This is a genomic window from Streptomyces sp. NPDC048254 (assembly GCF_043201895.1).
Lineage (GTDB): Bacteria > Actinomycetota > Actinomycetes > Streptomycetales > Streptomycetaceae > Streptomyces.
Genome location: NZ_JBICZJ010000002.1, coordinates 255,006 through 281,050, shown reverse-complemented (window position 1 = coordinate 281,050; position 26,045 = coordinate 255,006). Strand labels below are relative to the sequence as shown.

General features: G+C 72.0%; 18 protein-coding genes. 6 read left to right on the top strand and 12 right to left on the bottom strand.

All coding sequences use genetic code 11. From position 1 onward, the window contains the following. Positions 1–28: 28 nt before the first annotated feature. Positions 29–1,306, bottom strand: a complete 1,278-nt coding sequence (locus tag ACGFZQ_RS06565) for a hypothetical protein (protein WP_393839427.1) — start codon at positions 1,304–1,306, stop codon at positions 29–31. 188 nt (positions 1,307–1,494) lie between these two features. Here ACGFZQ_RS06565 and ACGFZQ_RS06560 point away from each other — a divergent pair, with 188 nt between their 5' ends. Continuing rightward, a complete protein-coding gene (locus ACGFZQ_RS06560; protein WP_393839426.1) occupies positions 1,495–2,382 on the top strand; it encodes a DUF4429 domain-containing protein in 888 nt (295 codons plus the stop codon). Between the two features lie 5 nt (positions 2,383–2,387). Here ACGFZQ_RS06560 and ACGFZQ_RS06555 read toward each other — a convergent pair whose 3' ends face one another. Beyond that, positions 2,388–3,182, bottom strand: a complete 795-nt coding sequence (locus tag ACGFZQ_RS06555; protein ID WP_351742103.1) for a class II aldolase/adducin family protein — start codon at positions 3,180–3,182, stop codon at positions 2,388–2,390. 139 nt (positions 3,183–3,321) lie between these two features. Between ACGFZQ_RS06555 and ACGFZQ_RS06550 the strand changes: the two genes are divergently transcribed. Then, positions 3,322–3,825: a pyridoxamine 5'-phosphate oxidase family protein gene (locus tag ACGFZQ_RS06550; protein WP_393839425.1), complete on the top strand. Its 504-nt coding sequence runs from the start codon at positions 3,322–3,324 to the stop codon at positions 3,823–3,825. Between the two features lie 3 nt (positions 3,826–3,828). Here ACGFZQ_RS06550 and guaA read toward each other — a convergent pair whose 3' ends face one another. Then, a complete protein-coding gene (guaA, locus tag ACGFZQ_RS06545) occupies positions 3,829–5,409 on the bottom strand; it encodes a glutamine-hydrolyzing GMP synthase (RefSeq protein ID WP_351742109.1) in 1,581 nt (526 codons plus the stop codon). 292 nt (positions 5,410–5,701) lie between these two features. Here guaA and ACGFZQ_RS06540 point away from each other — a divergent pair, with 292 nt between their 5' ends. Next, complete coding sequence (locus tag ACGFZQ_RS06540; protein WP_393839424.1) at positions 5,702–6,010, top strand: chorismate mutase; 309 nt, start codon at positions 5,702–5,704, stop codon at positions 6,008–6,010. A gap of 638 nt (positions 6,011–6,648) precedes the next feature. On the opposite strand, the gene ACGFZQ_RS06535 is transcribed toward ACGFZQ_RS06540, so the two are convergent. Next, positions 6,649–7,794, bottom strand: a complete 1,146-nt coding sequence (locus tag ACGFZQ_RS06535) for a hypothetical protein (RefSeq protein WP_393839423.1) — start codon at positions 7,792–7,794, stop codon at positions 6,649–6,651. Positions 7,795–8,088: 294 nt separating this feature from the next. On the opposite strand from ACGFZQ_RS06535, the gene ACGFZQ_RS06530 reads away from it, so the two are divergent. After that, on the top strand, positions 8,089–9,114 hold the full coding sequence (locus tag ACGFZQ_RS06530) for an LAETG motif-containing sortase-dependent surface protein (RefSeq protein WP_393839422.1): 1,026 nt from the start codon (positions 8,089–8,091) through the stop codon (positions 9,112–9,114). Positions 9,115–9,220: 106 nt separating this feature from the next. Here ACGFZQ_RS06530 and ACGFZQ_RS06525 read toward each other — a convergent pair whose 3' ends face one another. The 4 genes from ACGFZQ_RS06525 to ACGFZQ_RS06510 form a co-directional block, all read right to left on the bottom strand. Next, on the bottom strand, positions 9,221–10,996 hold the full coding sequence (locus ACGFZQ_RS06525; protein WP_393839421.1) for a GMC family oxidoreductase N-terminal domain-containing protein: 1,776 nt from the start codon (positions 10,994–10,996) through the stop codon (positions 9,221–9,223). Between the two features lie 99 nt (positions 10,997–11,095). Then, positions 11,096–12,721: a succinic semialdehyde dehydrogenase gene (locus ACGFZQ_RS06520; protein ID WP_393839420.1), complete on the bottom strand. Its 1,626-nt coding sequence runs from the start codon at positions 12,719–12,721 to the stop codon at positions 11,096–11,098. A gap of 136 nt (positions 12,722–12,857) precedes the next feature. Continuing rightward, entirely contained in the window at positions 12,858–13,805 is a 948-nt protein-coding gene (locus tag ACGFZQ_RS06515; RefSeq protein WP_393839419.1) for a serine/threonine-protein kinase, read from the bottom strand. Positions 13,806–13,913: 108 nt separating this feature from the next. After that, complete coding sequence (locus ACGFZQ_RS06510; protein ID WP_393839418.1) at positions 13,914–15,518, bottom strand: serine/threonine-protein kinase; 1,605 nt, start codon at positions 15,516–15,518, stop codon at positions 13,914–13,916. Between the two features lie 213 nt (positions 15,519–15,731). On the opposite strand from ACGFZQ_RS06510, the gene ACGFZQ_RS06505 reads away from it, so the two are divergent. Next, positions 15,732–16,145, top strand: a complete 414-nt coding sequence (locus tag ACGFZQ_RS06505; protein WP_393839417.1) for a hypothetical protein — start codon at positions 15,732–15,734, stop codon at positions 16,143–16,145. 71 nt (positions 16,146–16,216) lie between these two features. Here ACGFZQ_RS06505 and ACGFZQ_RS06500 read toward each other — a convergent pair whose 3' ends face one another. From ACGFZQ_RS06500 to ACGFZQ_RS06490, 3 genes are all read right to left on the bottom strand, one after another. After that, positions 16,217–17,851: a serine/threonine-protein kinase gene (locus ACGFZQ_RS06500; RefSeq protein ID WP_393839863.1), complete on the bottom strand. Its 1,635-nt coding sequence runs from the start codon at positions 17,849–17,851 to the stop codon at positions 16,217–16,219. Between the two features lie 178 nt (positions 17,852–18,029). Further along, the gene (locus tag ACGFZQ_RS06495; protein ID WP_393839416.1) at positions 18,030–20,711 is read right to left on the bottom strand and encodes a protein kinase; all 2,682 of its coding nucleotides are present in this window, start codon (positions 20,709–20,711) and stop codon (positions 18,030–18,032) included. A 136-nt stretch (positions 20,712–20,847) separates the two neighbouring features. Next, entirely contained in the window at positions 20,848–22,941 is a 2,094-nt protein-coding gene (locus ACGFZQ_RS06490) for a serine/threonine-protein kinase (protein WP_393839862.1), read from the bottom strand. A 170-nt stretch (positions 22,942–23,111) separates the two neighbouring features. Here ACGFZQ_RS06490 and ACGFZQ_RS06485 point away from each other — a divergent pair, with 170 nt between their 5' ends. Beyond that, the gene (locus ACGFZQ_RS06485; RefSeq protein WP_393839415.1) at positions 23,112–24,155 is read left to right on the top strand and encodes a serine hydrolase domain-containing protein; all 1,044 of its coding nucleotides are present in this window, start codon (positions 23,112–23,114) and stop codon (positions 24,153–24,155) included. A gap of 55 nt (positions 24,156–24,210) precedes the next feature. Here ACGFZQ_RS06485 and ACGFZQ_RS06480 read toward each other — a convergent pair whose 3' ends face one another. Then, positions 24,211–25,917, bottom strand: a complete 1,707-nt coding sequence (locus ACGFZQ_RS06480; protein ID WP_393839414.1) for a glycerol-3-phosphate dehydrogenase/oxidase — start codon at positions 25,915–25,917, stop codon at positions 24,211–24,213. Between the last annotated feature and the right edge of the window lie 128 nt (positions 25,918–26,045).

Sequence of the window (26,045 nt, the reverse complement as noted above, 5' to 3'; positions counted from 1 at the left end):
CGCCCGCGGATCCTCTCTCCCGCTCCCCTTACTCGGTCACCTCCACCACACACCGGTTGGTGGCCGCCCCGGCCGCCGTCACCACCTGGATCTCGACCCAGCCGGGTTCCACCTCGGCGGGCACGGGGACGGTGAGGACGCTGTCCGTGGGGTTGCTGAAGCCGCCGGTGACGGGGACCAGGGGCACATGGACGTTGACCGCGCCGACGCGGACGACCATGCGGGAGAGGCGGTCGGCGGTCTCGGCGCCGGGCGGGACGAAGCCGGTGCCCCGGATCTCGATGTCGTCGCCCGTGCGGATGGGCGCGTCCAGGTCACCGGCCTCGCGGGCGCGGACGACGGAGAGGATGACCGGGCGGCCGCCCTCGGCGTACTTGCCGGCGAGGTAGGTCGCGGCGGAGATCAGGACCACCGTCGCGAGGCCCCAGGGGAGGTCCGGGAGCTGGTCGGGGCGGCGGGCGAGTCGGACGGCGGCGAAGACGAGGGCGACGGCGCTGATCACGACGTACTGGATGTCGGCGAAGGTGCCCCGGCCGGAGTCGTCGGTGAGCAGGTCGGCCGCGCGGGGGCGGTGCGCGCGCACCTTCTGCAGGCGCTGGCCGAGGATGCGCAGGCCGACCACCCGGCGCACCAGGACGGCGATGCCGCAGACCACGGCGAGGACGGTCACCACACCGGCGCCGCGGGCGAGGTCGAGGCCGGAGATGAGGGCGTCCCGGTCGGTGGGAGAGGAGGCGACGGCCAGGCGGCAGGCCAGGACGAGTACGGCGTAGGCGACGAAGAGGACCCAGGAGGCGGCCACGGTGCGGGAGGTGGACATGCGGTTGTCCTCGCCGATCACGGGGGCGAGCACTCCGCCGCGCGAGCGGTGGAACCAGGAGGCGGCGGTCAGCGTGAGGGCCACGGCCACGGCGGCGACCAGTCCGGCGGTGCGGGCGCTGGTCCAGCCGGCGCCGATCGCGGTGAGGGACTGGGCGAGCAGCGTGATCACGACGGCCGCCCAGACCGTGCATGCGGTGCGCAGCCAGAGCCGGGCGAGCCAGGCCTCGCCCTCGGCGCGGCCGCGTTCGGCGACCACCCCGGCGGACTGGGAGAGTTCCTCGGAGACCCACTGGCGGGACGCGGAGGCGGAGTGGGCCACCGCCGCGGGCAGCCCCTGTCCGGCCGCGAACTCCTCCCGTTTGAGGAGGAATTCGGCGACCGCCCGCCGGTGCCCCTCGCGTGCCCCGTGCGGGCAGTCCCCGCACGCGCACCCGCCCCCGTGGACACCGGAACCGGCACCCTGCCTCGCCTCCTGCACCGCCACGCCCGACGCCCGCCTTCCCCACGCCCGGGGCACGACGCGCAGGGCCCTCCCCGGGGCCGGACGACGCCGTGCAACTCCCTTGTGTCGAGAGCGAATTGTGCCCTACGCCACGCTGTTCGCGTTCAGCAGGTTGGTCACGACGGGTGAAGGTACGGCCGACAGGTTGACCCGGCTGCGAGAATTCCCCCATGGCCGAGATCATCCAGCGGGACGGGACCTGGGCCTTCGACGGCAGCACGGTACGGATCACGCCGGGACGCCATCGCTCCGTGCCGCTGTTCCGGCAGACGTACGGGGAGATCGCCGTACCGCTGGAGGCGGTGTCGGGGGTGGTGTACGAGCCGGAGCGCAAACGCGGGCGGCTGCGGATCCGGCTGCGCGAGGGCGCGGATCCGCTGCTGCAGGCGACGGGCGGGCGGCTGCCGGAAGGAGCGGATCCGTATCTGCTGACGGTGGACAAGGACCGCTCCGGGGTGGCGGAGTACGTCGTGGCGGAGATCCGGCAGTCGCTGCTGCTGGACCAGATCCCCACGGAGCCGACGAAGGCGTATCTGCTGCCGGGGCCGCCGGTGCCGGTGTCGGTGCGGTCCTCGGACGGCACGGTGTCGTTCGACGGTGCGCAGGTGCGGATCGACTGGGCCGACACCTCCGACCGGGTCAAGCGGGCGACCGGGCCTCGGATCATCGGCATCGGCGACCTGGTGCAGGTGGAGTGGCTGCCCAACTCCGGTTACGAGGACGGCTTTCTGCGGTTCGTCACCCGGGAGACGGTGTTCTCGAAGCTGCCGGCGGAGCGCGACCCCTACGCCCTGGACCTGTGGGGCAGTGTCCGCCGCGATCTGCTGACGGCGCTGGTCGCGGCGGCGGTCACGGCCCGGCTGCCGCATCCCTCGACCCGCGCGGGCGCGGAGTACGCCGACCGGGACCGGTCCCCGGCGGCCGTGCCGCGCCAGTCGGCCGACCATCACGACATACTGCTGCGCAGGCTGCGGGAGTTGGGCGAACTGCACCGGGACGGCGTGCTCACGGACGAGGAGTTCGCGCTGACGAAGGCGGCCGTGCTCCGGAGTTTCTGAGGCCGCTAGCTCAGCAGGTCCGGTTCTGCGCGGCTGATGTCCTGCCACACGGGCTGGTAGTTGATCCAGGCCACCAGGTCGCCGCCGAGCTGTTCACGGGTGGCGACGGCGAGTTTGTGGTCGATGAGCAGCGGGCGGCCGGCGGCTTTGGCGGTCAGCTGGACCTGCGCGGACTTCTCCATCGACAGGAACCACCAGGCGGCCGCGTCCACCGAGTCGCCGACCGTCAGCAGCCCGTGGTTGCGCAGCACCAGTGCCTTGCGGGAGCCGAGGGCGCCGGCGATCCGGCGGCCTTCATCGGCGTCGACGGCGACCCCGGTGTAGGCGTCGTAGAGGGCGTGGTCCTCGTAGAAGGCGCAGCTCTCCTGGCTGATCGGGTCGAGCAGGTCGCCGAGGGCGGACAGGGCACGGCCGTAGACGGAGTGGCAGTGGGCGACGGCGACGACGTCCGGGCGGGCCGCGTGCACCTGGGCGTGCACGGTGAAGGCGGCCTGGTTGACGTGGTAGCGGCCCTCGATCACCTGGCCGTCCTGGTTGGCCAGGACGAGGTCGCTGACGGTGACGTGCTTGAACGGCATGCCGAACGGGTTCACCCAGAAGCAGTTCGAGTACTCGGGGTCGCGGGCGGTGATGTGCCCGGACACCCCGTCCTCGAATCCGGCCCGGCCGAAGATCCGCAGCGCGCCCGCGAGCCGTTCCTTGCGATGCCGGCGCTCGTCGTCGAGCGAGTCGTGCATCGGCGGCATCGCGAACCGGAGCTGATCGGTGGGCAGCGGCAGGGGCGGGGTCGGCCCGTGCATAGATCCTCCAGCACTGGGTTTGTGTTACGGGCGGAAGTTACCGTCGGTCAGCGCAGGAAAACAGAGCTGTTCTGTAAAGATGACGCGCGCGAGCAAATCACGACAGAAGATGTCGGGTATCGGCAGCACAGTGGCTCGTATGACACGTACAACCCCCACGAGCGGAACAGCCGGTACCGACTGGGCGGCCTTCGTCGCCGCCGCGCCCGACCTGGCGCGAACCGTCGAGAGCCGCTTCGCCGCCCACCGCCACCACGTCCTGGCCACCCTCCGCAGGGACGGCTCCCCCCGCACCTCGGGCCTGGAGGTCCGCTTCCTGGACGGCGGGCTCTGGCTCGGGATGATGCCCGACTCGGTGAAGGCGCTCGACCTGCTGCGCGACCCGCGGTTCGCGCTCCAGGCCAACCCTGGGGACGGCACCGACATGGGCGGCGGGGACGTACGGATCGCCGGGCGGGCGTACGAGGTCGAGGATACGGCTGTGAAGGGGGCGTACATGGAAGAGGTGGAACCGCCGGAGCCGTTCCACCTCTTCCGTACCGAGCTGACGGAGGTCGTGCGGACCCACGTCGAGGACGACACCTGTCTGGTCGTCGAGATCTGGCAGCCCGGTGAGCCCCTGCGCACCGTCAGGCGCCGGTAGGCACTACTCCCACTCGATGGTGCCCGGCGGCTTCGAGGTGACGTCGAGGACGACCCGGTTGACGTCACTGACCTCGTTGGTGATCCGGGTGGAGATCTTCGCGAGGACGTCGTACGGCAGGCGGGACCAGTCAGCCGTCATGGCGTCCTCGGAGGAGACCGGGCGCAGCACGATCGGGTGACCGTAGGTGCGGCCGTCGCCCTGGACGCCGACCGAGCGGACGTCCGCGAGCAGGACCACCGGGCACTGCCAGATGGCGCGGTCGAGACCGGCCGCGGTCAGCTCCTCGCGGGCGATGGCGTCGGCCTCGCGGAGCAGGTCGAGGCGGTCCTTGGTCACCTCGCCGACGATCCGGATGCCGAGGCCGGGGCCGGGGAACGGCTGGCGCTGGACGATCTCCTCCGGCAGGCCGAGTTCCTGGCCGACCATCCGGACCTCGTCCTTGAAGAGCTTGCGGAGCGGCTCGACGAGCTTGAACTCCAGGTCCTCGGGGAGACCGCCGACGTTGTGGTGGGACTTGATGTTGGCGGTGCCGGTGCCGCCGCCGGACTCGACGACGTCCGGGTAGAGCGTGCCCTGCACCAGGAACGCGACCTCGGGGCCCGCGTCCGCGATGATCTCGGCCTGGGCCTGCTCGAAGACCCGGATGAACTCGCGGCCGATGATCTTCCGCTTCGCCTCCGGGTCGGAGACACCGGCGAGGGCCTTCAGGAACCGCTCCTCCGCGTCCACGACCTTGAGCTGGACGCCGGTCGCGGCCACGAAGTCCTTCTCGACCTGCTCGGTCTCACCCTTGCGCATCAGGCCGTGATCCACGTACACGCAGGTCAGCTGGGCGCCGATGGCCTTCTGGACGAGGGCGGCGGCCACCGCGGAGTCGACACCGCCGGACAGGCCGCAGATGGCGCGCTTGTCGCCGACCAGCTCGCGGATCGCGGCGACCTGCTCCTCGATGACGTTGCCGGTGGTCCAGGAGGGCGTGAGACCGGCACCGCGGTACAGGAAGTGCTCCAGGACCTGCTGGCCGTGCGTGGAGTGCATGACCTCGGGGTGGTACTGGACGCCGTAGAGCTTCTTCTCGTCGTTCTCGAAGGCGGCGACCGGGACGACGTCCGTGGACGCGGTGACGGCGAAGCCCTCGGGGGCGGCGGAGCAGGCGTCGCCGTGCGACATCCACACGTGCTGCTCGTCCGGGGTGCCCTCGAAGAGGGTGGAGGCCGGCTTGGAGACGTGCAGGTCGGTACGGCCGTACTCGCGGGAGCCGGTGTTGTCCACCGTGCCGCCGAGGGACTGTGCCATCAGCTGGAAGCCGTAGCACATGCCGAAGACGGGGACGCCGGCCTCGAAGAGCGCGCGGTCCAGGCGGGGGGCGCCCTCCTCGTACACGGACGAGGGGCCGCCGGAGAGGATGATCGCCGCCGGGTTCTTGGCGAGCATCTCGGCGACCGGCATGGTGCTGGGCACGATCTCGCTGTAGACCCGGGCCTCGCGGACGCGACGGGCGATGAGCTGGGCGTACTGCGCGCCGAAGTCGACGACCAGGACGGTGTCGGGGGTGGCGGCAGCGGGAGTCGCTGATGACACGGGGTGCCTTCCGGCGGTGGGGCGGGGGTCTGTGGTTACCGATTCTAACGGGGCGGGCGGGGGACACCCCGACGAGGTGATGTGGCATACTCGCCGCCATGCTCACGCAGACGACCTTCCTCTTTACCTATGGCAACCGGCCCGCCGGCTGCCATGGTCGTCACGCTTGAGCAACTGACAAGCGACTTCCCCAGGCGCCCCGGGCCGACAAGGTCCGGGGCGCCTGGTGTTTCTCCGGATCGTGTCGGCCCGGGGGGCCTCCCGAGAACGACGAGAACGAGGAGCCCCCGACATGACCGCCAGCCCCACCGCGCAGCACGTCAGCCCCGCCGAGAGGACCGGTGCCCGTACCGCCGAGGCCGCCGACGTGATCACCGGTGCGCGGGAGCGCATCGACGCGCTCGACGACCGGATCATCGGTCTGATCCAGGAACGGATGGCGGTCTCCGCCGTCATCCAGGAGGCCCGGATCACCTCCGGCGGCCGCCGGGTGAACCTGTCCCGGGAGATGGAGGTCCTCGGCCACTACAGCGAGGCGCTCGGCAGGCCGGGCACCTCCCTCGCCATGACACTCCTCGAACTGTGCCGCGGCCGGATCTGAGTTCGGGTGGATCTGAGTTCGGGGCCTTCTCACCCGTACGGCGCGTGACCGGCACGCGAACCGCTTCGTTGGTGGGGTGTCCGTGTCAGCCAGGGGCGGGCCCGAAAGAACCACGCGTGGCTCACTGGAGCGATGAGGCGGACGGATCGTGCCGTGCGCCGTGGGACCTCGTTCCAGTCACGTGACCGGACGGCAGGGGACAGCAGCCCGGTCACACCAGAGACGGCCGGCTCCGGGGACGCCCGGGGCCGACCGGCGGAAAATTGCAAAAATGCACAAGGGCTGGGTCAAACGGTTGCGGAGGCCGCGTGCATCCAGCACGATGCCTAGAAGGCCCCCAAGGCCTTCACAGCTCCCAAGTCCCAGTTCAGGCAACGGAATCGCCGTGTGCCGACCGTCCGTCAAAGGTCGAGACCTGCCGTACGCCCCGAGTGCGCAGGGGCGCCGACCCGGGGCACGGACGGCGGCACAGGGCACAGAGACCAGCGGCGCAACCCCCCGGCGCCGCTCCCCGGCACCGGCGCTGCCCTGACGTCGGTGCTGACGGAAGAAGGGCCCCGCGGCTCCGTCCCGCGGGGCCCTTCGCCTGCCCGTAGGCACCCGTAGGCACCCGTAGGCACCCGCACAGAGCTGTACGGCTAGGTGCGGCTCACCGTGCCGCACCCCTCCGGCTCGTTCCCGAGTTTCCGGCTGCGGTCGTACGGGTCGATCGACGGGCCGCTCGGGGCGGCGCTGCCCGTCGGCGCCCGGGACGGGAACTGCGGGTGCAGATAGCCGTCGTAGATGTCGCAGGCCGAGTTGCCGGCGTCCCGGACGTGGCTCAGCAGGGTCAGGCGGCCGGGGGTGACCCGGTAGTGCGCGGGGTCGGAGAGTTCGGTGTCGATGACCCGGCGCACGATGGTGCGGGTGACCTCGGTGGAGCCGTCGGCACGGACGACCGGGTAGACGAAGGTGAAGTCCGCGTGCACGGCCACGCCCTCGAACTTGCCCTGGGCGAAGGTGATCCGGCCGCGCGTCTTGACGACCTGGCCGGCCAGCTGGACGTCCTCGGGGTCGAAGCGGCTGAAGAGTGACAGCGGGTCGTGGGCCTTGCTCGGGGTGTGCAGTGCGGTGTTGAGCCCGTCGAGCAGGCGGGGCTGCTGGGGGTCGAGCACGGCGAGGGCGGCATCGGGGTGCGCGCCGGCCACGACCTCGGGGTTGAGATTGGCGTCGACCAGCAGCTTCTTGGTCTGCTGGAGGGCCAGTTCGACGCGGTCCTTCGGGATCGAGCCGAGCGCGGTGGCCTTCGGCAGCACGATGCCGTCCGCGCCGTCGGCCCAGCGCAGTGCCGGGGAACCGGCGAACGGGTGGGCGAGGGTGGGGGTGTCGGCGGCGACCGCGGACGGCGGCGCGGTCGGGGCGGCGGTCTCGGCGGGGAGCTGCGAGGTGGCGGTGTCCACGTCGGACGCCGAGCCGAAGGGGTCGCCGGGGATCAGCGACGGCCGCATCGCCACGACGGCGACGGCGATCGTCAGCGGCAGGCCGATCACGGCCCATATCCTGCGGCGCCGGGCGGCCCGCCCGTTCGTCTCCTGCCAGGCCGGCCCGGTCCGCCACCCCTCGGGCTCCCCCCGCTGCCCCTTGAGCCGCTGGGTCACCTCACGGACCCGGGCGGAGGGCTCCTTGGGGGCGGACTTGCGGATGTCCCGTTCGCTGTCGCGGAGGAACTGCTCCCACACCTCGTCGGATATGGAGGAGGACGACGGCTCGTCCCCCGACGATTCTTCGGACCGTCTGTCAGACATGGCACTCTCTCGCTCGGCCGTTCGACGCGGCGAGAATAACCTTGGCGTCGGCCGTGTCCATGCCTGCCCCCGCACCCGGCCTTCCGTACCTTGCCGCAGGAGTTGGGGCCGGCGCCGGCCGTGCCGCCCGGACCGGCCGCTGTCGGCAGCTGCACATCGCGCCCACATCCTGAAGTGACGACCGTCACATAAGAATTCGGTGAATGTGGAGGCAACCATTCGCAGGATTCGCCGGTCACATCACCGGAACCAGCGGTTACATCCGTCTGCCGCACCTGAGTCACGGGGGTCCTCATGAAGCTTCGCCGCGCCATGGCCGCGGCAGCCGCCACGGCTGTCATCGGGCCGGTCGCCCTGCTGTCCGCACCGGCCGCCTTCGCGGACGACCTGCCCTCCACGCCGGCGTCCGAGAGCGCGCCGAGCGAGATCCCGAGCGACTCCGCCTCGGCCTCGCCGTCGGACTCCGTACCGCCGAGCGACAGCGCTTCGGCGTCCGCGTCCGAGTCCGCTTCGGCGTCCGCCTCGCCCAGCGACAGCGCGAGCGCCAGTGCCAGCGCGTCCGCCTCGGCCGAGCCGTCCGAGTCGGCGGAGCCCAGCGAGGACCCGTCCGACCCGGACGTGCCGTACTGCGAGGACCTCGACGAGGACTTCGGCAACGCCAAGGTGTCCGCCGACATCAAGGGCCTGCCCGGCAAGATCGTCGCGGGTGACGGCTTCCACGGCTTCAAGCTGGTCGTGACCAACGAGTCCAAGACCGACATCGAGGGCGTCGCCTTCTACGCCGAGATCGAGAACTACGAGCTCACCGAGTCGAAGTACCTCAGCCCGTACGTCGATCTGGAGTTCAAGAACCCCGACAGCGGCTCCTGGGACCGGATCGGCAGCGACGACTGGGCCGGCGACTACTTCTTCTACGTCGAGAAGCTCAAGTCCGGCGCGAGCAAGTCGGTCGACCTGCGCGTCTCCATCGACGCCAAGGCGCCCGCCGGTGACGCCTACTCCTTCGGCTCCGGCGCCTACCTCGACAAGGTCGACGGCCAGGACTGCATCGCCGAGGGCTGGGCCCAGTACGACTTCACGGTCCTCAAGGCCGGCTCGTCCAACCCGGACCCGGGTACGGCCACGCCGGGCGACGACGGCGGCAAGGACTCCGTGAAGAAGCCACAGGGCAGCGTCTCCGACCTGCCGACCGGCAACCTCGCCGAGACCGGCTCCAGCTCGGCCCTCCCGGTCATCGGGCTCGTCGGCGGGGTCGCCGTCGTGGCCGGCGCCGGTGCGGTGTTCGTGGTGCGGCGCCGGAAGGCCGGGGCGGCCGCATAGCCATGTGAACGAGGTCGCGCGGACCGTCGTCGTACGGCGGCCGCGCACACCGGACGAAGAGGGACCTGGGCTCGGAGGGGGGCACAGGTCCCTCTTCGGCGTCCGGCTACTTCTTCGGGGGCACGGCCGGCATGCCGAGGAAGGGCAGCCGCAGCGCACCGAACGCCTCGGCCGGAACCACCGGCCGGTGCGGCTCGACCGGCCGGAGGCGCTCGTACGCCTCGCCCTGCCGTGGCCGCGGATCCGCCTCGCCCTTGTTCGGCCAGTACGACATCGCGCGCTCGGCCTGCGCGGTGATGGTGAGGGACGGGTTCACGCCCAGGTTCGCGGAGACGGCGGCGCCGTCCACGACCGAGATGCCCGGGTGGCCGTAGAGCCGGTGGTAGGGGTCGATGACCCCGGTCTCGCGTGAGTCGCCGATCGGGCAGCCGCCGAGGAAGTGCGCGGTGAGCGGGGTGCCCATCAGCTCGCCGACGTTGCTGCCGGCGAAGCCGTTGATCTCGGCGGCGAGCACGGTGGCCGCCTCCGAGGCGGCCTTGATCTGCTTGGGGTTGGGGGCGCCGTGACCCTGCCGGGCGGTGAGCAGGCCCTTGCCGACGCCGTCCGGTTTCAGGTACGTCGTCAGCGAGTTGTCCAGCGACTGCATCACCAGGCCGATGATGGTCCGCTCCGACCAGCGCCGGTTGGAGAGCGAGCGCAGCACGAGCAGGGGGTGGCGGGCCGCGTTCGCCAGCCAGCCGAGGACGCGGGAGGAGCCCTCCGCGTACGGCACCTGGAGGATGGACATGCCGCCCATCGCGTTGGAGCCCTTGCCGTAACGGACCGGCTCGATGTGCGTGTTCTCGTCCGGGTGGATGGACGAGGTGATCGCGACACCCTTGGTGAAGTCGGCCTTCGGGGTGCCGTGTGCCCTGCGGTAGCGGCGGTCGTCGGTCTGGGCGCCGACCAGGGCCTCGGAGTTGGTACGGGTGAGGTCGCCCAGCCGGTCGGAGAGGTACGGCAGCTGGCCGCCGGCCTTCATCCGGTGCAGCAGGGTCTGGGTGCCGTAGGTGCCGGCCGCGACGACGACCCGGCGCGCCTTGAGGATCCGGCCCTTCGCCTTCTTGTCGTCGGTGGGGAGGGTCGCGACCGCGTAGCCGCCCTGGGAGTCGTCGGTGACGGAGACGACGGTGGTCATGGCGTGGACGACCGCGCCCGCCTGCTCGGCGAGGTGCAGGTAGTTCTCGTTGAGGGTGTTCTTCGCGCCGTGCCGGCAGCCGGTCATGCACTCGCCGCACTCGGTGCAGGCGTTGCGGGCGGGGCCGGCGCCGCCGAAATAGGGGTCGTCGACCTGGTCGCCCGGCGCGGCCTTCGTCTCGCCGTCGGCGTCCTTGCCGTCGCCGAAGAAGACGCCGACGGGGGCGAGATGGAAGGTGTCGCCGACGCCGAGCTTCTCCGCCGCCGCCTTCAGGTGGACGTCGGAGGGGGTCATCGTCGGGTTGAGCCGTACGCCGAGCATGCGCTGCGCCTGGTCGTAGTACGGCTTCAGCTCCTCCTGCCAGTCCGTGATGTCACGCCACTGGGGGTCGTCGAAGAAGGGCTTCGGGGGGACGTAGAGGGTGTTGGCGTAGTTGAGCGAGCCGCCGCCGACGCCCGCGCCGGCCAGCACCATGACGTTGCCGAGGAGGTGGATGCGCTGGATGCCGTAGCAGCCGAGCTGCGGGGCCCAGAGGTAGTTCTTGATGTCCCAGGAGTTCTTGGGGAGGGTTTCGCGGGTGAAGCGGCGGCCGGCTTCCAGGACGCCTACGGTGTAGCCCTTTTCTGTCAGGCGCAGGGCGGTTACCGATCCGCCGAATCCTGATCCGACGACTATGACGTCGTAGTCGTAGGTGTCCTGGGGCACGATTTCTCCTCTTTGAGCCTACGTGCAGGTAGTTCGTGGTTGCTCGCGCCCACGCGGCGGAGCCGCATATCGATACGGGCCGCGCCCCTGACGGGGCGCTTATCGCAGCCTCAGCGCCTTCATCACCCGGAGACTGGTGCTCATGAACGCGGCGTACTTCTCGTCGTCCATGCCCAGTGAGGGGGCCATGGGAAGGAGCCTCTGCTGCGCTACGGTCTGCGCCTCGGTGTACTTGAGGATGCCCTCCGAGCCGTGGCGCCGGCCCAGGCCCGAGTCCTTCATGCCGCCCATCGGGGACTGGACGCTGCCGTAGGCGGGGGCGTAGCCCTCGTTGACGTTGACCGTGCCGGTGCGCAGGCGGGCGGCGACCTCGCGGCCGTGGCCGCCGTTCTTCGTCCAGACCGAGGAGTTCAGGCCGTACGGGGTCGCGTTGGCGTGCTCGACGGCCTCCTCCTCCGTCTTGAAGCGGTAGAGGGAGACGACCGGGCCGAAGGTCTCCTCCGTGCAGACGGCCATCGCGTCCTCGACGCCGTCGAGGATGGTCGGCTCGTAGAAGTAGGGGCCGATGTCGGGGCGGGCGGTGCCGCCGGCGACGACCGTCGCGCCCTTCTCCACGGCCTCCGCCACATGCCGCGTGACCGTCTCCAGCTGGCGCTCCCCGACCAGGGATCCCATGTCCGCTCCGTACGCGAGGGACCGGCCGAGGCGCATCGCCTTGGTGCGGGCGGCGAATCGCTCGACGAAGGCGTCGGCGATCGACTCGTGGACGTACAGCCGCTCGATGGAGATGCAGAGCTGGCCGGCCGAGGAGAAGCAGGCGCGGACCGCACCGGCGGCCGCCTTCTCGATGTCGGCGTCCGCGAGGACCAGCATGGCGTTCTTTCCGCCGAGTTCGAGGGAGACGCCGACGAGCCGGGCGGCGGCACCCTGGGCGACCTCGCGGCCGGTGCGGGTGGAGCCGGTGAAGGAGACGTAGTCGGCGTGCCTGACGACCTCGGGGCCGACGACCGGGCCCTCGCCGAGGACGACCTGGAAGACGTCGGCGGGCAGCCCGGCCTCGATGAGGATGTCGCGGGCCCACAGGGCGGTCAGGCAGGTCTCGGTGTCCGGCTTCATGACGACCGCGTTGCCCGCGACGAAGGCGGGCAGCGCGTCGCCGACGGAGAGTTCGAGGGGGTAGTTCCAAGGGGCGATCTGGCCCACCACGCCCCGCGGGTGGCGCAGTTCGGTGACCTTGGTGAGGGTGGGCATGGCGCCCACGTGCCGCTTCGGCCTCAGATAGGAGGGGGCCTTGCGGCCGTAGTGGCGGGCGGCGACGGCGACGGCCTGCACCTCCTCGTGCGCGTGCAGCCGGGCCTTGCCGGTCTCCAGCTGGATGAGGTCGAGGACCTCCGCCTGCCGGGCCAGGACCAGGTCGTGGAAGCGGAGCAGGACGGCCGCGCGCTGCCGTACCGGCACCTTCGCCCACACGGCCTGTGCCGCGCGGGCCGCGTCGAAGGCCTTGGCCACGTCCTCGGGGGTGGACTCGGGCAGGTCGGCCAGCTTCTCGCCGGTGAAGGGCGTGTGGTTGGCCGTGCGGCCGGAGCCGGCGACGCCCTTGGTGAGCTGGGCGATCAGCTCGGGCGTGACCACGTCGGCGGCCGTTCTGGCGCCCGCCGGGGCGGGGGCGAGGGGATTCGTGCCGGTGTGCGCCGGTGCGTGGGCCGGGGCCTGCGAGTCCGTCATGAGCCGCAGGGTATTCGGGAGCGGGGCCTTTGGGTACCCGTGGGTAACCCGGTTTCACCGAGTACACACACGCCGCCAGTGATCACTGGCAGAGAATGTGCTGATCAGGGTGTTGGACGGGGGTGGTCGGCGCCGGTCAGCCGCGTTCCGGTTTCTTGGCGAGCAGGAGGCCGAGCGCGGCGAAGGGGGTGAGGCGGCGGGGCTCGGGGGCCGTCGGGGACGGTACGGCCGGGGGCGGCGACTGTGCCGGTGCGGCGGGCACCGTGACCCACTTCGGCAGGGCCTCCCCCGCGACCCCGGCGAGGGCCTCGGCGGCCTCCGGGGCGGCCGGCCGGGCCTCCGGGTCGGGGGCGAGGAGCCGCTCCAGGAGCGGGCCGAGGGGACCGGCGTCCTGCCCGGTGGCCGCCCTCAGCAGCGCGCCCAGGGACCACAGGTCGGAGGCGGGACCGGCACCGCGCCCCGCGGCACATTCGGGCGCGACGAAACCGCCGAAACCGTCGGGGCCGCCGAGACCGTCGGAGCCGTCGGAGCCTCCGCCGTCGCCACCGTCGTCGGAGCCGATGTGCCCCTGCTGCCCCGCGCCGATACCGAAGTCGGTCAGCACGACCCGCTCGCCCCCGGTCTCCAGGAGAACGTTGGACGGCTTGAGGTCACGGTGCACGATGCCGACACAGTGGGCGGCGTGCAGGGCGCCGAGCACGGCGAGCCCGATCCGGGCGGCCTCGGCGGGAGCCAGCGGGCCGTGGGCGGAGAGGGCCTCCTTGAGGGACTCGCCCTCCACCAACTCCATGACGACCCAGGGAAGTTCGTCTTCAAGAAGTACGTCGTGAATGGCGACGGCGGCCGGATGGTCGACGCGGGCGGCGGCGCGGGCCTCGTGCAGCAGACGGTGTGCGGCGCGCTGCCGCTCCTCGTCGTCCGGCTCGCCGGTCAGGCGCGGCTCCTTGACGGCGACCTGCCGCCCGTCCTGCTCGTCCCGGGCGCGCCACACGGTGCCGGACGGCCCGGAGCCGATGCGCCCGGCGAGCCGATAGCGCCCACCGATCAGACGTTCCCCGACCGGCTGTTCGCCGTCTTCACTCATGTCACATGAGTACCTTGCGCACCATGCCCTTGTCGAAGCGGCGCGGTCAGAGGCCCACGGCCGGCGGATGTCGGCGTCACTCCGGCCGAGTCACCCCTTCCGGGGCCCTCAGTCCCCCGCGAACGTGTCCACCGCGACGTCGAAGTACTCCCGTGCCTCCCGTACCTTCCCGACCGGCGCGGACACCCACACGTCGTACATCCGGCCGTCCTGCTCCCAGCAGAGGTCGTAGGTGTGCCGGGGGCCCTCCGTCGCGCTGAAGCCCTTCCAGGTGAACTCCCAGAAGGCGGCGGGGTGCCCGGAGTGGGTGGTGTCGGTGACCCGGCCGTCGTGGTAGCCGGGGTTCGTGCTCGGCCCGTCGGCCGCCGCCCGCCGCATCGCCGTCCCCGGTCCGCCCGTCTGGGGCTCGGAGACCTTGATGCCGAGCCGGAAGGTCTGCCCCGGCGACAGGTAGAAGACGCGCTGGCCCTGCGCGTCGCGGGTGAAGCCCTCCGGGACGGCGAGGGAGAAGCCGGCCGAGTCCTGGGCGAGGCGGTAACCGGAGGGCGCGGTGCGGGAGTCGGTGGGCGAGGGTGAGAGCGAAGGGGGCGACGAGGACGGAGTCGGGGTGGTGGGCGCCGGGTGCGACGTGGAGAGGGTCGCCGTGCCCCCGGGGCCCGGGGTGCCGCCGCCTCCGCCGCCGTTGAACAGCAGCGCGGCCGCCGACACTCCGGCTCCGGCCATCGCCGCGACCAGCAGCGCGGCGACCAGTACCCCGCGGGGCGAGTACCGGGGCGGCCCGGCCGGTGCCGGGGCCGGTGCCGGCGGCCAGGGCAGGTCCCGCTGGGTCGGCGTGTACGCGGAGACGCCGACGCTCTCCGTCGTACTCGCGACCGCCACGGCTCCCGTCTCCAGGAAACCGCGCAGCATCCGCTCGGCCTCCGCCGCACCCAGCCGCCGCTCGGGATCCCGCTCCAGCAGCCCTCGTACGACCGGCAGCAGCGGCTCCGCCTGGGCGGGTGGCCGGATCTCGTCGGAGACCACGGCGTGCAGGATCCCGCCGAGCGAGTCGCGCCGGAACGGCGACTCGCCGCTGAGCGCCGCGCACAGCAGCGCGCCCAGTGACCACAGGTCGGAGGCGGGACCGGACCGGGAGCCGGACATCCGCTCGGGCGCGGTGTACTCGGGCGATCCCACGAAGGAACCGGTCTCGGTGAGCGTGGTGGCGCCCGCGACCTGGGCGATCCCGAAGTCGGTGAGCACGACACGCCCGGTGTCCGCCTCGACGAGCACGTTCGCCGGCTTGATGTCCCGGTGCAGCACCCCGGCGGTGTGCGCCGTCCGCAACGCGCTCAGCAGGGCGATCCCGATCCGCGCGGCCTCCCCGACGTCCACCGGGCCGCTCCGGGAGATCCGGTCGGCGAGCGAGCCGCCGTCGATCAACTCCATGACGATGTAGGGCCGTTCGCCCTCCTCCACCACGTCGTGCACGACGATGATGTGCGGGTGGTGCAGCTGCGCGACGGCCTGCGCCTCCCGCAGGGTGCGGTCGCGGCGCAGCCGGGCGTCGTCGTCCGGGAGGGAGTCGTCGACGATGAGTTCCTTCACGGCGACCTGGCGGCCGAGCAACTGATCGGTCGCGCGCCATACGACACCCATCCCGCCCCGCCCGAGCCGCGTTTCCAGGCGATAACGCCCCGCGATCAGACGGACGGCTTCCCCGTCGGTCCCCATGGCCCCATGATGCCGCACCGGACGGACCCCTTCCGGCGCGGTGACCGGCCAAGTGCACCACCGACCGACTTCAGCGGCGATCATTTTCAGCCATGAACGATTTCAAAACGGGTGCAAGCATGGCGAACAGCCATGCCATACGCCCCATAAAAGGTAAACCGGGCGGCTGGAATCATGCTGTCAAGTGAATCATGGAAGCCTTATCTTCCCTTTATGGGAAACACATTGAAGCGCCTTTCCGTCACGAGCGTCGCAGCGGTGGCGATATTCGCCGCGACCACAGTCACCAATGCCAGCGCGGCGAGCGGCGGAGCCGCGTGCTCGGTGACGGGCGCCACGGGGAGTCTCACGTTCACCAACTGGTCAGCCCACTATGTGGACATCAGCGGTTGGATCAAGGACACCGCTGCCGATGGTCACCATGTGGCCATTCGCCTCGTTTCCATAGACGACAGCACTGGATTCGTCACGGAGTGGGGCTGGCATTCCGAATACGACGGAAACGACCAGAAGAGCAGCTTCTCCACTTACGCGGCGCCCTCGGGTGATTCGCTCGACTACATCGGCGCGCAGGTGGCGGTCATAGAAGGAAGCACGATAGTCCGTTCTTGCACCGACTACGCCTGAGCCTCAGCGGAGGGCGGCCGAGTGCGCCGCCGCCCAGTAAGGACGGCGGCGGCGCACTGTTCCAACTCGGGTCAGCCCTCCTGGAAACCCCGCAGGATCACGCCGAACTGCTTGCTGGTGGTGGTCCAGTCGTCGGCCGGCGAGGCCGCGTAGATGGCGTACTCGGTGCCGGCGCTGTTCATGTACCCGACGTCGATCGCATGGTAGGGCCCCGGGAAGTAGTGGGGAGCGTCCTTGGCCAACGCGTTCCAGGTGTACTCCCAACGGACGCCCGGCTGGTCGCGGAAGAGCTCCTCCTTGAGGCTCAGCTGCTTGTAGCCGAGCAGCCGATTCGAGACCCGTTGATCCAGGTCTTTCATGTGCTCGTACGCGGTGCTGAAGTCCGGCGCGGTGTCGACGGCGACCCGCACGAGGTGCTTGCCCTTGTCGGGCGAGTAGTCGACCTGCCGGAGGCCGTCCTGGTCGATGGAGACGGACCGCTTCCACCCCTTGGGCAGGGAGATGCTGAAGCCCACCGGGTCATCGCGCCGCTCCCAACCGGCGGGAACCGCCCCCTGACCGCCCCCGTCGCTCGGCGAAGCACTGGCGCCGGCGCCGGCACTGGCACCCGGAGTCGACGAGGCAGAGACGAGGCCGCCGGGGCTGTCCGTGCCGAACTGCTGCAGCGCGACCGCGACGCCCCCACCGACGACCGCCGCGAGGGCGACGATCAGGGCGAACGTGCGCAGGCGGTACCGCTTCGCCGGCACGGGCACGGGCACGGGCCCGATCGTCACCGGCGGATACGGCGTGGCGACGGCCGACTGCACACGGGTACTGGTGCCCGTCCCCGTCCCCGTGACGTCGTACCCCGTCTGCCCCGTCGCCACATACATCTGCGCCCCGCTCGGCCGCCGGCCCTCGGCCGCCTCGGCGAGCATCTGCTCGGCCTCTTCGGGGCCGGGCCGCTGGGCGGGTTCCTTGCGCAGCAGCGCGGTGATGACCGGCTCCAGCGCACCCGCGTTGCTCAGCTCGGCGGCCTCGTCCTCGACGACGGCCTGCATGGTGGTCAGCGGTGAGGTGCGGCGGAACGGCGAGCGCCCCTCCACCGCGGTGTACAGCGTCGCGCCCAGCGCCCACAGGTCGGAGGACGGCCCGGGATCGTGCCCGCGCACGCGCTCCGGCGCGAGATAGTCGACGGATCCGACGACTTCCCCGGTACGGGTGATCGTGGTGTCGCCCTCGATCTGGGCGATGCCGAAGTCGGTGAGGAGGACCCGGCCGTCCCGGCCGATCAGGACGTTGCCCGGTTTGACGTCCCGGTGCAGCACGCCGGCGCTGTGCGCGGCGCGCAGCGCGCGCAGCACCCACAGCCCGATCCGCGCGGCCTCCCGCGGCTCGACGCGCCCGCGCTCCTTGACCTCGTCGGCCAGCGAGTGGCCCTCGACCAGCTCCATGACGATCCACGGACGGCCGTCGTGTTCGAGGACGTCGTGGACGGTGACGACGGCGGAGTGGTTGATGCGCGCCGCGGCCCGGGCCTCCGCCCGGGTGCGGGCCAGCAGGATGGCCTGGTCGCCCTCGGAGACGTAGAGCGCGGCCGTCAACTCCTTGATGGCGACCGCCCGGTGCAGCACTTCGTCGTGGGCGCGCCACACCCGGCCCATGCCGCCGCTGCCGATGGTGTCGGCCAGCCGGTAGCGGCCCGCGATGAGCAGGCCCTGCATCTGATTCACGTTGCCCCGCAATGGTCTTGTCAGGGCCAGACTAAGGACCGGCCTTCGGTCATGGAACCGGTGGGGTCCCACGGAGACAGCACTGTGACGGTTTTCGCTTTCGCCACGAAAAGTGAACGGAATCCGCCCAGCGGAACGGGAACCATTCGACGCGCACCGGCGTTGACGCTCAGCCGGTGTACTTGTACGTCGACGACGCCTGGTCGTACAGCCGGGTGACCTCGTCCCGTTCCGACTCCGGGCCGCGGACCTGCACGATGTGGTACCGGCCGTTGATCAGGAAGACCATGTTCCGCACGAACAGGTCGCCCTGCCCGCTGTCCGTCCAGGTGAACTGCCCCTCGGCCGACACCTGCCGGCCCACCGTGATGGTCCGCAGCCCGCCCGCCGTGGCCCAGCTGGAGTCCCGGTACGGCTGCAACTCCGCCTCCTTGTCCCGCTGGTACGTCATCGGGTCGTTGCCGTAGGTCGCCGCGCTGTCCCGCCCGGCCACGACGATCAGCTCGAACTTCCCGTGCGAGTAGATCACCTGGCCGCTGCCGTTGCGCGGGGTGCGGCTCCAGCCCTTGGCGACGGCGATCCGGAAGCCGTCCGGGTCGCCGCGCAGGGTGAAGCCGTCGGCGGCCGTGTCGCCGCCCGTCGAACCGGCGGTGGTCTGCGTCTCGGTGGACGGGTCCGCCGTCTGCGTCTGCGTCGGTGTCGGCGTGGGGGTCGGGCTCGGACTCGACGCGGGACCGGCCTCGCCGGCCGCGCCGGTCCGGTCGCCGTTCGTCGCGGCGCCGTTGTCCGCGCTGTCCTTCTTCGGCAGGAACACCATGGCGTACGCGACCACGGCGGCCAGCAGGAGCAGCACCAGCAGAAGCAGCGTACGGCCCAGTCTGCGCGGGGACTTGGCCTCCTGGCGGGCCCGCTTGTGCCGGCCGTGCGGACTGGTCGCCGGGAGCCCGGCCCGGCGCCAGCGCACCAGTTGCCCGCGCCGGCGGACGATCGGCAGCCGAGCCGGGTCGGCGGCGGGCGGGGCGGCGACGACATGCGCGCCGGCGTCCGGCTCGGGCGCGGACCGCACCAGCGAACGCAGCCAGCCGCGCAGCTCCTCGAAGTCCAGCCGCTCGGTGGGGTCCTGACGCAGCAACGACTCCACGACCGGCCTGAGCGACCCGCACTCCTCCGCGAAGGCGGGCGGCTCCGAGCACACCAACTGCACCAGCTCGGCCGTCGACTCCTCCGGATACGGCGCGTGTCCCTGCACGGACCGGAACAGCAGCGCGCCGAGCGCCCACAGGTCGGTGGCCGGTCCGATGGGCGCCGCCAGCTGCCAGTTCTCGTGCACGGGCCCGGCCTGTTCCGGCGCCCAGCGCTCGGTCACCGGCCCGACCACGGTCATCCGCACCTGCCGCGCCCGCTCGGCGGCCAGCGCGGTGGCGGGCCCGCGCCGCCCGGTCACGGCGGCGACACCCGGCTCGCCCCAACGGGGGGCCTGCGCGGGCAAGACCGGTCGCGGGAGGTCGGTACCGGGACCGACGGCCGGCAGCGCGGTGCGCTCCGCGGGAGCCGCGCCGGGACGGGGCACGGCCCCGTGCCAGGACGACGGCGCACCGCTCACCCCGTACGGGTCGGCGATCTGGCCGGGCGGCACACTGCCGCCGGATCCCTGCACCTGCCCCTGCACCTGCACCTGGGTGTACGGCGGTTGCTGGGCCGCCCCGTTGGCATACGGCGGCTGCGCCGCACCGTTGGCCTGCCCCGGACCGTACGGCGGCTGCGGGGTGGGCGTGCCGGTGTCGGCGTCGGCCGGCGGCCGGGCGCCGGGCAGCGCGGCCCGGCCGTTCTGCTGGGCCTCCTGGACCCGGGCGGCGGCCCTGGCCCCCGCCCGGTACGCGGCGATCGCCCCGGCCCGCGCGGCCCGGACGTCCGCACCGGTCTCCAGCGCCCGCCGCTCCACCGCGCCCGTACCGGTTCCGCCCGGACCTTCGTCCGGCCCGCCCCCCGGCAGCCCGCCGGCGGCCCGGGCCTGAATGGCGGCACGCCGGGCGGCCTCGGGATCCGCTTCCGGCACGCCGGGCGCCGTCCGCGCGCCGGTCGTACCACCCGACGCACCACCCATGCTCCCGATGCCCCCGACAGCGAGGGCGCCCGAGCCTCCGGGACCGGCCGGACCGCCGGATGTGGCGGAACCTTCCGCCTCCCCGGCCCGCCGACGGCCGGCGGTCTCCGCGCCGCCCTCTCCCTCCGGCGCCGGCACCGGGTCGTACCCGCACAGCGCCTCTTCCGCCGCCCCGACGGCGAGGCCGGTCAGCATCACCCGGCCGTCGTCGCAGACGAGGACCGTGCGGGCGGTGATGTTGCGGTGCACCCAGCCGTGCGCGTGCAGCACCCGGAGCGCCATCAGCACGTCGGAGGCGACCTCGGCCGCCCGGTACGGCGTCAGCGGCCGCTCGGCGAGCAGGGTCGCCAGCGACCGCGCGGCCACGAACTCGCTGACGATCCAGAGCGAACCGCCCTCGGCGAACACGTCGAAGACCTGGTCGAGCCGGGGATGGTCGGGGATCCGGGCGGCGGCCTGCGCGGCCTCCACGGCGCGGCGCACCGCGGGATCGCTCGGCCGGCGTGTCGCGGTACGGGCGGCCGGTGGCCGACGCGCGCCACGGTCACGGGCCGTGAACCCGTCGGGCAGCCCCTCGGCGTCCAGCACCTCCGCCTCGACGACCTCCGGCAACGGCACCTGCCGGACGTACACTTCCTGCCCGCTGTAGGTGTCGAAGGCCCGGGTCTCGGTGTGTTCGTACTCGTCGGAGGGGGGCAGGGGCAGGCGGTAGCGGTCGGCGAGTACCCGACCCGCGTAGTCGTCCACGTAGCCTCCCCCGGCCGCCCGGTGGTCAAATCCGTTCGTTTCGCGGCCCGTTCCGCACACCTACCTGGATGCGTACGGTCCGCAACCACTCACGATACGTGCCGGAGGCAAGTCGCATTGAGGGGATGCGAATTTGTCACTTCGGCTCGAAGCTCGCCGTCAGTGTCTTCCAGGTGTCCTTGCGCAGCTCACTGCTCCAGTCGGCGGCCTTCGCGGTGTACATCAGCGCGTAGCCCTGCTTCGGGCTGACGACGAACCCGCGGTCGACGGTCCGGTACTCCGTGCCGCCGTCGACGTAGGTGAACTCCCAGTCAGCCGTGTTCCAGCCGCGGTAGCTCACCGCTGCTATTCGGATCTTCTGGTACTGGGAGCGCACCATGTAACGCTCCTGGTTCTTCCAGTCCGCCACCGGGTCGTCCTTGGGCGTGCTCGTCCAGGCGATCAGCAGCTTCTGCCCGTCGGGCCCGGTGAACCGGTCCCCGGCGGAGCTGCCGGTCTGGAACTTCCAGCCCTTGGGCAGCCCGATCGAGTACCCCTGGCCTCCGTTGTACGTCTGCACCGCCGAGGCGCTGTCGCTGCCGCTGCCACTGGAGTTCGACGCCGAGGAACCGTCGTCGTTCGACGCGTCGGTGTCGTCGCCGGTGCTCCCGGCGGCCGCGGCCGCCGCGGAGTCGCCGTCCGCCTGGTTACCGCCGCTCGTGTCCTCCTTGGTGGAGGATCCGCCGCCGGACCCCGAGCCGGAACTCGCGCTCGCGCTCGCGCCCGAGCTGGCCACCGCCTTGGAACCGCCGCTCTTGCCGCTCCCCTTGTCGTCCCCGTCGTCGCCGCCCAGCGTGAGGGCGAGCACGGTACCGAGCACCGCGAGCACCACCACCACGGCGATGATCACCAGGGTCCGCTTCGGCACCACGTCCGTGAGCGGAGCCCGCGGCACGGGCCGGGGCGCCAGGTCCAGATCCGGCGGCGGCACCACGGGCCACCCGGAACTCGCCTTGCCGGCGGCGGGCTTGGCCCCCGCCGATGCACTGCCGGCACCAGCACCGGCACCAGCACCAGCACCAGCGGCGGACCCGGTGCCAGGACCGGCAGCGGGACGTGCGCCGCCCGCCGAGCCGGAGACCGGGCCCGAAACGGAAGCGGCCGAACCGCCCTTGGCGCCGCCCGCCTCCACGGCGGGGCTCTTCGTGCGGGTCGCGGACGCGGCGCTCGCCGCTCCCGCGGCCTTCCGCACGGACCGCAGCGCCCCGCGCAGCTTCTCCCCCGCCTCCTCGCCCCGCCTGGCCCCGGCGCCCTTCTCCGCCTGCGGCGCGTCCGGCTGCGGAGGCAGCGGCACGACCCGCGTGGCATCGACGGGCAGTTCCTCGGGCGCGCTGATCACCGCGTTGAGCATCGCCCGCGCGCCGGCGTCGTCCAGCCGCTTGGCCGGGTCCTTGGTGAGCAGCCCGTAGATGACGTCCCGGAGCGGCCCCGCGTTCTTGGGCTCCTCCAGCTGCTCGGTCATCACCGCGGTCAGCGTGGCGATCGCCGACCCCTTGTCGTAGGGCGGGGCGCCCTCGACCGCCGCGTACAGCAGGCCGCCGAGCGACCACAGGTCGGCCGCCGGGCCGGGCTTGTGACCGCGGGCCCGCTCCGGGGAGATGTAGGAGGGGGCGCCGACGAGCATGCCGGTGGAGGTGATCGACGGGTCGCCCTCGACCTGGGCGATACCGAAGTCGGTGAGCACCACCCGGCCGTCGCCCTCGGAGATCAGCACGTTGGACGGCTTCACGTCCCGGTGCAGGATGCCCTCACGGTGCGCCGACCGCAGCACGTCCAGGATCGCGAGCCCGACCTCGGCCGCACGCCTGGGCTTGAGCAGGCCGTCCTCCCGGATCACCTCGGCCAGCGACTTGCCCTCGACCAGCTCCATCACGATCCAGGGCCGGTCGTCCTCCTCGACCACGTCGAAGACCGTCACCGCGCTGTTGTTGCGGATCCGGGCGATCGCCTTGGCCTCGCGCAGGGTGCGCGTGATCAGGCGCCGCTTCTCCTCCTCGTCGATGTTCGACGGGAACCGCAGCTCCTTGACGGCCACCGTCCGGCCCAGGGTCTCGTCCTCGGCGCGCCACACCGTGCCCATGCCACCGCGGCCGAGCACCCTTCCCAGCCGGTACCGCCCGGCGAGAAGACGCTCACTGTTGTCCTGACGAGTCTCCTGACGAGAAGTACCCGCCCGCTCCGCCTCCGACATGCGTCCCCTCATGCAACCCGCCCTGACAGAGCCTTCATTGTCCCTCACCCGACAAGTGCCCGACGCCCAGGGTGCCCCTGACCGCACATCGGGGCCGGCCGACCGGAACCCCCCGTGACGAGGGCGTCACCCGAGCCTGGATGATGGGCCGCGACAAGGGAGGAACCCGGATGCCGTCGCTTCGGACACTGGTGGCCATACCGGTCTCTCTTGCCCTGCTGATCGCCCTGGTGACGGTCGGTTCCGCGTCCTCGGCGGAGGCCACGGACCCGCTCCTGTCACAGTTCGTCACCAAAGGCCGGGCACCCGCGGCCGCCCTCCTGGACCGTGACGGCGACGACGTCCGCTATGCGGCCGCCGGCCGGGGCATCACCCGTGCCGACCACTTCCGCGCCGGCAGCATCACCAAGACCTTCGTCGCCACCGTCGTCCTGCAACTGGCCGCGGAACACCGGCTGTCCCTGTCCGACCCCGTCGAGCGGTACCTGCCGGGGCTGCTGCGCGGACGTGGCGTCGACGGCCGGCGGATCACCCTGCGTGCCCTGCTCGGCCACACCAGCGGGCTCGCCGACTTCACCGAGCTCACCCGAGGGGCCGTCCCCCTGACCCCGCTTCAGGCCGTACGCATCGCACTCGCCCTCCCTTCGACCGGCCTCGGCCGCTACTCGTACTCCAGCACCGACTACGTCGTGCTCGGCATGGTCATCCGCCGGGTCACCGGTCACTCTTACGCCACCGAGGCGCGGCGCCGCATCATCGCTCCTCTCCGTCTCACCGGCACGTCCTTCCCGGGTGCCCGTGCCGCGCTGCCCGCGCCGCACGGCCGCGCCTACGCGGCCGACGGCTCCGACGTCACCGAGCTCGACCCGCGCGTGGCCGGCGCCGCGGGTGAGCTGGTGACCACGCTCGACGACCTGGACCGCTTCTACGCGGCGCTCCTGGACGGCGAGCTGCTGCCCTCGCACTGGCTGCGCGAGATGCTCAGCACCCGTGCCGCACATGGGGTGTACGGCCTGGGGATCTTTCCTGTGAAGCTGCCGTGCGGGACCACGGTGTGGGGGCACAACGGCCGGATCGCGGGCAGCTATGTGCGGAGTGCTGCCTCGATCGGCGGCCGGCATGTCCTTACGTTCCGCGTGAACACGACGGCGGTCGGGGACCCGGACCTCGAACCCGCACTGCTCGCGGCCGAGTTCTGCCCTCGCGGTAGGTAGAACGGCCGGGGTTCGGGGGAAGATCCCGGCCCCGGGTCGCTCGATCGGGTGGGTTTCAGAGCGGTGCGATGTCCGGGGCTCCCAGGCGGGCCGCGTCGGCCGTCTGGTCGTCCGGCTGGAGTTGGGACGCCCGTTCCGCCTCCACCCGCTTCTCATAGTGCTCGACCTCCCGCTCGATCTGGTCCTTGTCCCAGCCGAGGACCGGCGCCATCAGCTCGGCGGCCTCGCGGGCGCTGCGGGTGCCCCGGTCGAAGGTCTCGATGGAGATGCGGGTACGGCGGGTGAGGACGTCGTCGAGATGGCGGGCGCCCTCGTGGGAGGCGGCGTAGACGACCTCGGCGCGCAGATAGTCGTCGGCGGCCGAGAGCGGCTCGCCGAGCGCCGGGTCGGCGGCGATGAGTTCGAGGACCTCGTCCGCCATCGAGCCGTACCGGTTCAGCAGGTGCTCGACCCGGACCACGTGGATGCCGGTGCGGGCGGCGATCCGCGCCCGCGCGTTCCACATCGCCCGGTAGCCCTCCGCGCCGAGCAGCGGGATGTCCTCGGTGACGCACTCCGCGACCCGCGTGTCGAGCCCGTGCACCGCCTCGTCGACGGCGTCCTTGGCCATCACCCGGTACGTCGTGTACTTGCCGCCCGCGACGACCACGAGCCCCGGCACCGGATGCGCGACCGTGTGCTCGCGCGACAGCTTGCTGGTGGCGTCGGACTCCCCGGCCAGCAGCGGGCGCAGACCGGCGTAGACGCCCTGGACGTCGTCGCGCGACAGCGGCACCGCGAGCACCGAGTTGACGTGGTTGAGGAGGTAGTCGATGTCGGCGCTGGAGGCGGCCGGGTGGGCCTTGTCCAGGTCCCAGTCGGTGTCGGTGGTGCCGATGATCCAGTGCCGGCCCCACGGGATGACGAACAGGACCGACTTCTCGGTGCGCAGGATCAGGCCGGTCGCGGAGTGGATGCGGTCCTTGGGGACGACCAGGTGGATGCCCTTGGAGGCGCGGACGTGGAACTGGCCGCGCTCGCCGACCATCGCCTGGGTGTCGTCGGTCCACACACCGGTCGCGTTGACGACCTGCTGGGCGTGGATCTCGTACTCCCCGCCGCCCTCCACGTCCTGCACCCGGGCCCCGACGACCCGCTCGCCCTCGCGCAGAAACCCGGTCACGCGCGCGCGGTTGGCGGCCTTCGCACCGTAGGACACCGCCGTGCGCACCAGGGTCGCCACGTAGCGGGCGTCGTCCATCTGGGCGTCGTAGTACTGGATGGCGCCGACCAGGGCGTCCTTGCGCAGGGCGGGCGCGATCCGCAGGGCGTGACGGCGGGTCAGGTGACGGTGGATGGGCAGGCCCCGGCCGTGCCCGCTGGCCATGGACATCGCGTCGTAGAGCGCGACGCCCGAGCCGGCGTACAGGCGCTCCCAGCCCTGGTGCTGGAGCGGGTAGAGGAAGGGCACCGGCTTGACCAGGTGCGGGGCGAGGCGTTCCAGGAGCAGGCCGCGCTCCTTGAGGGCCTCGCGGACCAGGGCGAAGTCGAGCATCTCCAGATAGCGCAGGCCGCCGTGGATCAGCTTGCTGGACCTGCTGGAGGTGCCGGAGGCCCAGTCACGGGCCTCGACGATGCCGGTGTTCAGGCCCCGGGTGGCCGCGTCCAGCGCGGTTCCGGCGCCTACCACTCCGCCGCCCACGACCAGCACGTCCAGCTCGCGCTCGGCCATGGCCGCCAAGGACTCCGCCCGTTGCTTCGGCCCCAGTGTCGCTGTCCTCACCGCTGCCTCCCGCTCTGCCGCCATCGGTCATGGCTCGTCGTCGGTCGTCGGTCGCATCGGCCACACCCGGCAGGTGAGGCCCATGCCCAAAGTCTGACCGCGTTGCCCGACTTCAGCCACCACGCGCC